The 9,686-nt window shown below is 42.7% G+C and carries 12 protein-coding genes; 6 read left to right on the plus strand and 6 right to left on the minus strand.

Annotated features, from left to right (window positions below; all coding sequences use genetic code 11):
• Window positions 1-89 precede the first annotated feature (89 nt).
• The 3 genes from PHI47_RS07650 to PHI47_RS07660 are packed head-to-tail and all read left to right on the plus strand — an operon-like array spanning window position 90 to window position 2,290.
• Entirely contained in the window at window positions 90-557 is a 468-nt protein-coding gene (locus tag PHI47_RS07650; protein ID WP_299935747.1) for a DUF2780 domain-containing protein, read from the plus strand.
• Complete coding sequence (gene mobA / locus PHI47_RS07655; RefSeq protein ID WP_299935749.1) at window positions 557-1,141, plus strand: molybdenum cofactor guanylyltransferase MobA; 585 nt, start codon at window positions 557-559, stop codon at window positions 1,139-1,141. Before PHI47_RS07650 ends, mobA begins: the two co-directional genes overlap by 1 nt.
• Window positions 1,142-1,171: 30 nt before the next feature.
• On the plus strand, window positions 1,172-2,290 hold the full coding sequence (locus PHI47_RS07660; RefSeq protein WP_299935752.1) for a metallophosphoesterase: 1,119 nt from the start codon (window positions 1,172-1,174) through the stop codon (window positions 2,288-2,290).
• Here PHI47_RS07660 and PHI47_RS07665 read toward each other — a convergent pair.
• On the minus strand, window positions 2,285-3,175 hold the full coding sequence (locus PHI47_RS07665) for a hypothetical protein (RefSeq protein WP_299935755.1): 891 nt from the start codon (window positions 3,173-3,175) through the stop codon (window positions 2,285-2,287). The genes PHI47_RS07660 and PHI47_RS07665 overlap by 6 nt on opposite strands.
• Before the next feature lie 263 nt (window positions 3,176-3,438).
• Between PHI47_RS07665 and moaC the strand changes: the two genes are divergently transcribed.
• The 3 genes from moaC to PHI47_RS07680 are packed head-to-tail and all read left to right on the plus strand — an operon-like array spanning window position 3,439 to window position 5,218.
• Window positions 3,439-3,924, plus strand: coding sequence for a cyclic pyranopterin monophosphate synthase MoaC (moaC, locus tag PHI47_RS07670; RefSeq protein WP_299935757.1), 486 nt, complete (start codon window positions 3,439-3,441; stop codon window positions 3,922-3,924).
• Window positions 3,890-4,159 (plus strand): DUF493 domain-containing protein, encoded by a 270-nt coding sequence (locus PHI47_RS07675; RefSeq protein WP_299935759.1) that lies wholly within the window; start codon window positions 3,890-3,892, stop codon window positions 4,157-4,159. Before moaC ends, PHI47_RS07675 begins: the two co-directional genes overlap by 35 nt.
• Window positions 4,160-4,168: 9 nt before the next feature.
• Window positions 4,169-5,218: a DUF6781 family protein gene (locus PHI47_RS07680; protein WP_299935760.1), complete on the plus strand. Its 1,050-nt coding sequence runs from the start codon at window positions 4,169-4,171 to the stop codon at window positions 5,216-5,218.
• On the opposite strand, the gene PHI47_RS07685 is transcribed toward PHI47_RS07680, so the two are convergent.
• From PHI47_RS07685 to PHI47_RS07705, 5 genes are all read right to left on the minus strand, one after another.
• Window positions 5,219-6,304 carry a 4Fe-4S dicluster domain-containing protein gene (locus PHI47_RS07685; RefSeq protein WP_299935761.1) on the minus strand — a complete coding sequence of 362 codons (1,086 nt, stop codon included), beginning with the start codon at window positions 6,302-6,304 and terminating at the stop codon, window positions 5,219-5,221.
• Window positions 6,297-6,866 carry a molecular chaperone TorD family protein gene (locus PHI47_RS07690; RefSeq protein ID WP_299935762.1) on the minus strand — a complete coding sequence of 190 codons (570 nt, stop codon included), beginning with the start codon at window positions 6,864-6,866 and terminating at the stop codon, window positions 6,297-6,299. The genes PHI47_RS07685 and PHI47_RS07690 overlap by 8 nt, the downstream gene beginning before the upstream one ends.
• A 102-nt stretch (window positions 6,867-6,968) precedes the next feature.
• The gene (locus PHI47_RS07695) at window positions 6,969-7,373 is read right to left on the minus strand and encodes a hypothetical protein (RefSeq protein ID WP_299935763.1); all 405 of its coding nucleotides are present in this window, start codon (window positions 7,371-7,373) and stop codon (window positions 6,969-6,971) included.
• Window positions 7,373-8,557: an ethylbenzene dehydrogenase-related protein gene (locus PHI47_RS07700; RefSeq protein WP_299935764.1), complete on the minus strand. Its 1,185-nt coding sequence runs from the start codon at window positions 8,555-8,557 to the stop codon at window positions 7,373-7,375. The genes PHI47_RS07695 and PHI47_RS07700 overlap by 1 nt, the downstream gene beginning before the upstream one ends.
• Window positions 8,557-9,666 (minus strand): 4Fe-4S dicluster domain-containing protein, encoded by a 1,110-nt coding sequence (locus PHI47_RS07705; protein WP_299935766.1) that lies wholly within the window; start codon window positions 9,664-9,666, stop codon window positions 8,557-8,559. Before PHI47_RS07705 ends, PHI47_RS07700 begins: the two co-directional genes overlap by 1 nt.
• Window positions 9,667-9,686: the final 20 nt, after the last annotated feature.

Below are 9,686 nucleotides of genomic sequence, written 5' to 3' on the forward strand. Positions count from 1 at the left end.
TCTTATCGTAAAATAACCTAGCCTCAAAATATAATAACCGTTATATTTTGGATTAGCTATACTCTAACATACACTATTCGGAGATAAATATGCGTTCAATCACTCTCACAACTTTACTTTTATTCGGCTCTTTACAAACAGTAAGCGCTTTTGATTTCGGATCGGCAATGCAAACGGTGGCTCCGGTAACACAAGCCCTCACCCCGATCGTCGATGCTAAACTCACCTCAAATCCACTCATCAAAAACATCACGACAACCCTCGGTGTCACTCCGACACAAGCGGTCGGCGGAACAGCGGCGATCATCAATGATGCCAAAGCCAATATGAAACCGAGCGATTTCACAGCGCTCACCAAACAAGTACCGCAAGCCAAAACTCTTCTCGGTGCCGCACCGGCTGGATTACTCGCTACCGGTACCGTCGGATCTCAATTTTCCGCGTTAGGGATGGATGCGTCTATGGTCGATAAATTCTCTCCGCTTGTTTTGCAATACCTCCAAAACGGGGCAACTCCGAGTATGGATAAAATTCTTACAGCAGCGTTTGCTCAATAATGTTCTCACTTCCGTGCATTATTTTTGCAGGTGGCAAAAGCTCTCGCATGGGAGAGGATAAATCACTCCTCCCATTCGGTGGATTCTCATCACTGAGCGAGTTTCAATACGAACGCCTTATGCCTCTTTTTCAAAGTGTCCATATCTCGACGAAATCTGCCGATAAGTTTGATTTTAATGCCAACTTCATCCTCGATCCGGCAGAGGTAGACTATGCCCCTACGGCGGGATTTGTAAGTGCGCTAAGAATGCTGGACGAGGATCGGATTATGGTTTTGAGTGTCGATACTCCGTTTATAGATGAACGTGTATTTCAAACATTAATCGATGCAGACAGTGGAGAGTTAGATGCAGTCATCGCCAAAACACAAACAGGAAGCCATCCGTTATGCGGAATCTATCACCGATCTCTTTTGAAAGAATTTGAGCGGATGCTGGCTGAGGGGGATCACCGACTAGGGAAACTCCTCTCTAATGCAAAGACACTTTACGTCGAATTTAGTGATGAAGAGCCGTTTGCCAATCTCAACCATCCGCACGAGTATAAAGATGCATATGAGCGCTTCGATTCAAAAAATCGATAAAACGTAACCTTCTTTAGTTACAATCACTTTATGAGTATACAAATTTTATTTCCGCTGATCGCAACACTCTTTTTTGCGATGATTCATTATCTCACCTACACTCGAGTCGTCTGCCATTTACATATTAAACTACAAACCCGTATCGCCTTAAAATATTTCTTAATCATTAATATAATCAGCATTATCGGCTATCTCTCGAGCCGTTATCTGCTCAGTCCCCCAAAATACATCTATTTTGTCCTTTCACTCAGTATTGGTGTCGGATTTATCTTGTTTATGAGTACGATTCTTTACGAGCTACTCCGTCTTATGCAAAGAGTTGTCCCTTTTAATCCTGAAAAGCGGGCTTTTTTTAAACGTTCCAGTGATCTTGGTTTTTTGAGTCTCGGAAGTGCCTATTTAGGAGCGGCCGTTTTGGAAGGGTCTAAAGATCCTATTGTCAATTTCGTGGATGTGAAACAAAATCGTTTCGGCGGAAAATCCTATACGATTGTTCAGATCAGCGATATGCATATCGGCGGTCTCATCGACAAAAAATTTGTTGCCGCAAGCGTTGCAGCGATCAATCATCTAAACCCTGACCTCATCGCGATAACAGGAGACTTATCCGACGCGCATATTTCCATTATCCAAGACTCTGTCGATGAATTACGCCATCTTAAAAGCCGATTTGGAACCTATTACGTTGTCGGAAATCATGAATATTTTCATGCTATCGACGCCACGGTTGAACATGTAAAAACACTCGGCATCCATGTATTGGAAAACAGCGCTGTTTCTATTAATAACGATTTTTACATTGCCGGAGTGAATGATCTATTTGGATTTCGTGCCGACACGTATCTCCCGGACATTACAAAAGCGATGGGAAACATTCCCCCAGAAATACCAACGCTTCTCTTGGCACATCAACCCAAATTCGTAGAATATCTGGAAGGATTTACCCCCTCTTTAATCTTGAGCGGTCACACCCATGGAGGACAAATTTGGCCGTTTCACTATCTCGTCAGCCTCACGCAGCCTTATCTCAAAGGACTTTATCCGCTAGGCTCAAATCGCCATATTTATGTCAACAGCGGTATCGGATTTTGGGGACCGCCGATGAGACTCGCAGCCCAGGCAGAAATCACCTGCATTACATGGTCATGATACGGATTCTTCCGCACATTTTTTGCACGGGTCTTTCTCACTTTTGCGGACCAAATAAATAAAGACGGCAAACACCAATAACAAAAATGCCAATGCCGCAATGAGTGTCGATGCATACGGTAAATCTTTGTAGTTATGGATCGAAATTTTAAAGACGACTAACAATGCCTCAATCAATAGTGCGATAATAATCGATACCGAAAAGTTGAGCAGTGTTTTGGCATTAAACGCATCGCTTACATGCTGAGTTCGCGGTAATACTTCCTGCTCGAAAATCGTTTTCCCCAGATCGTAAACGGCAAGTCCAAGCGTCAACGCGATAATAGGCTTGAAAACAGCATCAATGTTAAGCGGCTCTTTCGCGACTAAATACCCGCCAAAAGTATAAAAACCATACAGCACAACAAAAATGCCAAAAAAGAGTAATCCTCCGCCGATAACCGCATACGATGAGCGATTGATCCGTTTAAATACATCATTTTTCTCAATCAGATCAAATCTCTCTAACAGACTCCTTACCCGAAAATCCAAAAATAGATAGCCATCCGAAACTGCATAAACAACCGTGATACACAAATGCCCGGTTGCAGTTGAGATATAGGGTTCACTGACATGGTACCCTTTTTGGATAGCCACTTCATCGACCAAATAGGCACGATCGATTCCGGCGTGGTGTCCCTCTTCTCGCTCAGCATAAATATTGGGTGAATTTTGGACAAATCCCTCATCGCATTTATAGATGAGTTCCAAACTCGGAAATGTTTTATAAAGACGCTCAGCCAGCTGTACGTTAAATGTTTTTAAACTGACTCGACCTAAAGATGTAAGGATGAATTTTTCGATCAACGGGGCATTTGCGGCGTAACTTCGTACTAAATTTTGCATCTTTGTCCCCTTTCGTACTATTTAATTTGATTTTATATTTAAAAGTCTTGCCCTGCACTGTACTCATCAGCGCAGAGCAATCCTCAGGAATCTTGAAGGAGGTTTTATGAGCATTCAGGAATTACATACTATCCTTTAGTACCACCAAAATCTCATGACAAAACTATAACCCATTTTTTATCCGTAATATGATTATTTTTTAATCAACCCCCGATTTACAACTCTAAGCTATAATAATAAAAAGAATAACAAAAGAGAACCTAATGAATTTAACCCATCTCGATGAGCGTGACCGCCCGAAAATGGTTGATGTCTCAGACAAAACAAGTACTTCACGCGTTGCCGTTGCCAGCGGGCTTATTACTATGAGCCAAAGTGCATTTGATGCGGTTATCACTCAAACAGCAAAAAAAGGACCCGTCCTCCAAACGGCCGTAATTGCAGCAATTATGGGAACCAAAAAAACCTCTGATTTGATCCCGATGTGCCATCCGCTGAACCTCAGCGGAGTACACTGTGATATCGAAGAACTCCCTGATCTTCCGGGATTTAAACTGATCGTTACGGCAAAGCTCAGCGGACAAACGGGTGTGGAGATGGAAGCATTAACAGGTACCAGTATTGGCTTACTCACTATTTACGATATGCTAAAAGCGATTGATAAAAGCATGGTGATCGGTCCCATCCAGCTTGAAACCAAATCAGGAGGCAAAAGTGGAAATTATCAACGAACTACCCCAGAAGCTTGAACTGGAATATCCATGTAAATGGTGCTATAAAATAGTCGCCTATGAGCGAGCCGGAATTGAAATCGCAGCGATGGAAATTTTTATGGAACGCAACTATGCTCTCAATCCGTCCAATACCAGTAAAAGTGGAAAATACATCAGCATGAACTTAGAGTTATTAGTTCATAATGAAGATGAGCGCACCTATTTTTACGAAACACTCAAAGCGCACCCGCACATTAAAATGGTGTTATAAAGGATATTTATGAATTTAGAGACTCTTAAACGTGATATCAAAACCCGTTACCGTACCCTCACAAGCACCGATATTGAATCCAAAGTCGCCTCCGTAGTGGATGCGCTCAATACCGAATGGTCTATGACCACACAAGGGCTCTCCCTTCAAGAACTTAAAACACTTGCCAGTGCTATGCTAGAAGAAGAGGGGTATGGCCTGCATGATGAACTCGAAAACCTCATCGCCCAAAAGGAGCGCATAGAGCGACAAATCGTACGTAAAAGCGAAGAGTTGCAACAGCTGAAATACTCTCTCTTTAATGCCCTTGAAAAACATATCGGAAACTCTGATGAAATGCTCGAAAAACTGCATCAAGTCAAACTTCAATCGGTCGACCTCCTTGATATTCTCGAAGAGATCACAGAAAGTGCCATAATTACAACTCTCGAAAAAGGCTCGGACATTGAAGATACCCTGCATGAGATCATCAAAGAGATCACCTTTGAGACACTCAATGCCAATGTCCTTAATGCTGTCCGTATCCGCCGCATTTTGGCGAGTATCTTACAAAGTGCGATCAATATCGCAGAAGCAACACCTAATCAAGCAGAGAGTATTTTCAAAGGAACACTGATGGGTATCCGCAGTGCTCTGATCAAATCAATCGAAAAATTCCATCAATACCTTCTGTATGTCCCCGAAGAGGTTAAGGCTCTCTACCGCGAAGAGTACAAAACCATTGAAACCGAACTTGATCGTATCGATACCCTCTTTACTCAGGTACTACATTCATTAAAAGGGAAGAATTCCCCTTTAATAATTGAACGTTTAGAACGAATCAGTAACGATATTCACTTCGAATCCGATGAACTCACCAACCTCTCCAAAGAGACGGTAGAGCTATTACGCACCCGACTCTCAAAAATTAAACGGGGCGTTACGATGCAGGGTAGTAAACTGTTAAATTCCAAATCGGCTCAAGAAGCAAAAGCAATGGGTGTACGGGCATGGAGTGTTGCCAAATCGGCAATGAACGGCGCCATCAAAGGCGCTAAAGAAGCGATGGATAAGAAATAATTACAGATCTTTCGCCATCGTAAACATATTACTATATTGCTTAGTATAGCTCTCACAACGATCGCAAATCGGCTCTCCCCCTTTATAAGGGAAAGGGCATCGGCATTCATGACACGTTACCATATCATAATGAACCAGTTGCTCCGCCCTCTCGAACGCAATGCTCACAAAATCAAATTCCTCTTTTTTACTAATCGCTTTAGGTTTACAGATATCTTCACAAATTCCGCATCCGATGCATTTGCCCTGAGCAAAATAGATCCCTTGCTTGTCCGAAGTGGGAAATAACGCATCGGTTGGGCAGAACTGCGTACAATCACCGCAGTTGGTACAGCTTTGAAAATCAATTTGTTTATTAAAAAATAGAGAACTTGGCCCTTCAAACGTTGTTTCTACCATCGCTCCTATCCGCTCTTTAAGCGAATTTTTTAGCAGTATACGTTTCAACGGCATCTTCATGTCGGGAAGTTTGTGGTGTGCAGTTGTCATCGCGATATGAGCCTGTGATTCGGTAACAATCGACTCTTTGATTTTATCAAATCCTTTGCGGAAAAGTGCCCGTCGATCGGCTTCTTCTTCTTTAACATCAATCACTTCTATACGGTGTTCAACCCCGACTTGTTCTAATAACCGGTTTGATTCTTCGATCTTAGCGCGAATGGATCCTCCTAAAATACCGTTTTCATTCAGGACACACCCTTCGCAATGGCTCACATCACATTGAACACTTTTATTCGCTCGCAATGCCATAACGGCATAATGTTCAACATCAAATACGCCCAAGCACGGGGTAGAAATTTTGCAAGAGAGGACCGGTTCGTTAACATGTTGATACGCGGCTGCAAAACCGTTCGGATCGAAACTTTCGATCTCAAATGCTTCAGTAGGACAGCTTCCGATACATCCTGCACATCCGACACATTCATTCTCAAACAAGGTCAGCTTGTTACGAACGAGATGAAAAGCGCCCTTCGGACAGAGATCGATACAAATTTTGCAATCGTTATGAAAATATTCATTACGAAGGCATCGCGTCGCTGTATAGCTGAAGAGATTACTTTTCTGGACGAAATTCATATTACCCATTCGTCCCTCCTTGGGATAAATACTCGATATCAGCACTCAAAAATTCAACGATAAAATCACAAATATCACGATAGAACGGAGTATCCGCCATACTTTTCATCCCCATCATATACGGAATAACCCACGGAATAAGATGTTGATCCAAAAACTCCAATTGCCCTTTTACCTCTTCACGATAAACCAACGTCTGCATAAAAGCCAGCTCTATCGAAAGATGGTCAGGCGCCATAATTTCGGTCTGATCCATATTCACTTCAAACCCGTGGTTAAAATAAAATGCCATTACCGGATTTTGCAATCCAACCAATGTCTCATTTTTTGCATCCAGAATAAAGGATTCCATCGGCTGGGTATTCAGGATGAACATCGAGCTGAAATCGGTATTGAGTTCATCGTAGAGCACTTCAATATCCGTTGAGCCGATCCAGGCTTTGGTCTCTTCACCGATAATCTCTAAGAGCGATTCATTACTTTTAAGATCATGGATAAAACGACGATCAGGGATATTGCTCATTACACGGGATAAAAAGGCATAAATATAAAGACGATATTCATTATTCATCAGTAGTTCCTAAAAAAGTTACAGGATTGTGTCATACGAGGGCTTTGAGACAGCAAAGTTTAGGTTATTAAGAGTCTAACCCCGAATAGGGCTAGGCTGGTGTTATAAACACCCTTTGAAAAATGATTTTTTCGGAGGTGGCGGAGCTTTAAACTCAGTCGCATGAATCGTATTGGTTTTCTCATCAAGAATACCGACGATTACAACACCGTTTTTATTCATCCCTTCACCTAACTCAGATACTTTGAGTTTAGTGGTATCGACATTATAGACTTTACCGGTTCCGTGTTGAAAGATAGCCAAAGCAGGGTGAGTACTTTCACCCGGCTCAATCTTTTTAAAACATCCGTCCGAACCGCATGCATAGTTTTCCAAATAACAATCGGCAAAGGCTCCCTCAGCAGCACACGCCGGAGTTGTCAAAAGACCTTCAAATTCTTGTGCTTCGGGCTCAGCTGCAAACGCACTGAAAACAAGTGCAGCGCATAACAATGCTACCTTTTTCATTATTCTACCTCCGCTTTGAGAGTTTCAAGATACGCTACGATATCATCAACGCTCTTTTTATCCAAGAAGCTATAATCCGTCATCGTTGAGACACGTTTCCCTTTTTCAATATTGTACCACGGTGTATTACTGTGTGCATTACGATTGTAACCTGGAACAATAACCGCAGACGGTTTTAAGATTGATTCACGCAAATAGGCCACAGTTGAGTAACCACCCACATTTTTAAGGGAAGGAGCCATAACCGATTTAGGATCAGTAGCTTCGACTTGGTGACAACCGGCACAGCCGTTTGCTGCCATAGCCTCTTTACCTTTAGCCGCATTTCCTTTTGAACCTACAGTAAGATCATTTACCAATGCGGCATTTGGTTTTTGTCCATCAAGATTTACAGCAATCCAAGAACTAAGATTTTTCAATCCGTTTCGCCCCAGTTTTGTCCCATCCCAAACAGCGATAGCGACAGGAACTGTTCCGTTTAGATTTACATATGCGTCTTTTAGAGGACGGATAAGAGTACCACTCCAACCATTGCTTCCATATGTCATCGAAGCATTTGATTTTACTGAACCGTCTTTGACTTCCGTGAGCGATCTAAATCCTTCGGCAACAAAAGTGCGTTCATAGTCTTTGTTCGCTAATGAAGCTACTTTTGCATCGTAATCAGCCAATTCTTGACCGAATACACCCGTTTGTTGACGGTTGATCTGAGTAGAAACATCTTTATTTCCATTCGGCTCATATACTTTTTCATTTGCTTTTTGTAAATGAACGACGACCGGACGGCCGGTAGAACCCATGCCGATATAAGGAAGTTCAGCGCTTTTTGAAGCACCGGCGAACTGAATCGCAAATCCGTCGCCGTAAGTTGTAGACGTATATCCTGCTTGGGTATCTTTTGTCCCATCAGCCCATTTCACCATCAAAGCGATATTGGTGCCGTCATACAACGCACCTACTTCCGCTTTTTTACCTTTTACATTTTCATTGATCTCATTTGCTTTTTTATCATTCATCTCGATCGCAGTTTGCGGATAGAGGGTTACGCTTGAAAATTTCGCTTTAGACCATGCTGCAGCATCTGAAACATTATCAACTTTTACTGCTGTAACGGCAGAATTTGCAGCCAGAGCCGCAGATGCGGCAAACCCCAATGAAAGGATAGAAGTAAGAATCTTTTTCATTAGTGGTGTCCTCCAGCTTTAGTAAACTTACCGGCAATATATCGTGTGTCTACCGGTGCCAACGGATTACGTTTGTTCTCTTTCGCTACTTGTTGATAGTAGTTGTTATCCAAACGGAACATATCCGAATGTTGGTACGCGATAAGAAGATCCATGAGTTCACTTATACCGGTCTCTTTACGTTTTTTCATCTCTGCTTTCAATGTTTTGATTGAATCATGTACGGCTGGACCGAACAATTTTTCAAGCTCTTCAATCGGAAGACGGGTTGAACCTTCGATGATTTTACCTTCAGCATCAAACTTCGCCGGAGACTCGGTCGGAGGGATATAATATACGTTCGGTTGAGTACCGTAATCACTGCGTAACCCAAGTGCTACTTTATATTTGTGTACCAATTTATACACTTGTGATTCTTCATCATCCAAGAACCCTACGAAACGGATACGACCGACACATTGTTGTGCACACGCCGGCGGTAACCCCTGCTCAATACGTGGGAAACAAAGAATACATTTCTCTGATTTAGAGATTTTCGGATTGAAATAGATTTTTTTGTAAGGACATCCCGCGATACAATAGCGGTACCCTTGACAACGATCCAAGTCAACCAAAACAACACCGTCTTCTTCACGTTTGAAGATCGCATCACGAGGACACGCACTCAAACAACCCGGATTTGTACAGTGATTACAAATACGTGGAAGATAGAAGAAATAGTTGTCTTGCGGGAATGCACCCGCACCTTGGTCTTCATCCCAGTTCGGTCCCCATGTAGGAGAGACGTGAGGATGGAACCCTGCAGCACCGCTGTTGTCCAACAAACCGGTTGTGGTCAAACTATCATAGTTATAATCCCAAGGCACCCCGTAATCGGCTTCAAGATTAGGGATAATACCCGGTTGGAGATCGCCGGCAGCGTCAAATCCGCCGCCAAGCTCCATCCAGTTTTTAGGATAACCTGTACCCGGATACGTCTCAACGTTATTCCAGTACATATACTCACGACCGTTACGGTTCGTCCATTGCGTTTTACATGCTACGGTACATGTTTGGCACCCGATACATTTGTTCAGGTCCATTACCATTGCTAATTGTCGTTTAGACATCTATTCCCCTTAGTACTGTA

This window comes from Sulfuricurvum sp., assembly GCF_028713855.1.
GTDB lineage: Bacteria > Campylobacterota > Campylobacteria > Campylobacterales > Sulfurimonadaceae > Sulfuricurvum.